Raw genomic sequence first — 676 nt, 5'->3', positions numbered from 1 at the left:
CCTGCCGGCGACCTGCACCAGCAGGGCATCGCCGGCAGCGTGGCCGAGGCAATCGTTGACGGCCTTGAAGCCGTCGAGGTCGAGATAGAGCAGCGCCAGGACATCGGCCTCGCGCAGCGGCAGCCGGGCGGCCAGGTCCTCCATCAGCCCGACGCGGTTGCGCAAACCGGTCAGGGCATCATGGGTGGCCCGGCGCTGGTTCTCCTGCTTGGCGAGCAGCACCTCCACGTAGCCGCGGGTGAGCCGCACCGTGGTGACGGTCATCGCGACCCCGAACAGCAGGCCGAGCACCGTGCCGATCAGGAACCAGGGATCGCCGTAATGAAACGGCAGGACCAGCTTCAGCGGCAGGTCGCACAGCATGATCATCGCGACCGCGAGGCGCGGCGCGGCATAGTTGCGGGTCACGATCCCGCTCAGGATCCCCATCATTGTCAGGGGGGCCAGGACTTGCAGCAGCGGATCGCCGCTGACGAAGCACAGGACGGTGGAGCTTCCGACCAGTGCGGCCCAGACGAGGCTGCTGGCGAGCAGGAGATCCGTCGGTGCCGGCCCGCCTCGGGCCATGGCCCGCTGAGTGCGGCCGATCAACCCGAGCCGGAGGACGAACAGCCCGGCATCGGCGGCCAGCAGACCCAGGAAGGTCGGTCCCGGATGACGGATCGCGGCCGCGATC

General features: G+C 69.4%; 1 protein-coding gene. It reads right to left on the bottom strand.

Features of this window, described 5'->3' with window-relative positions:
• Positions 1-676: GGDEF domain-containing protein (locus VP06_RS33225; protein ID WP_048468099.1), on the bottom strand; the 676-nt coding region annotated here is incomplete at both ends.

The sequence above is a fragment of the Methylobacterium aquaticum genome (assembly GCF_001043915.1).
In the GTDB taxonomy this organism is placed as follows: Bacteria; Pseudomonadota; Alphaproteobacteria; order Rhizobiales; family Beijerinckiaceae; genus Methylobacterium; species Methylobacterium aquaticum.
This window is presented reverse-complemented; position numbering and strand designations above follow the sequence as displayed.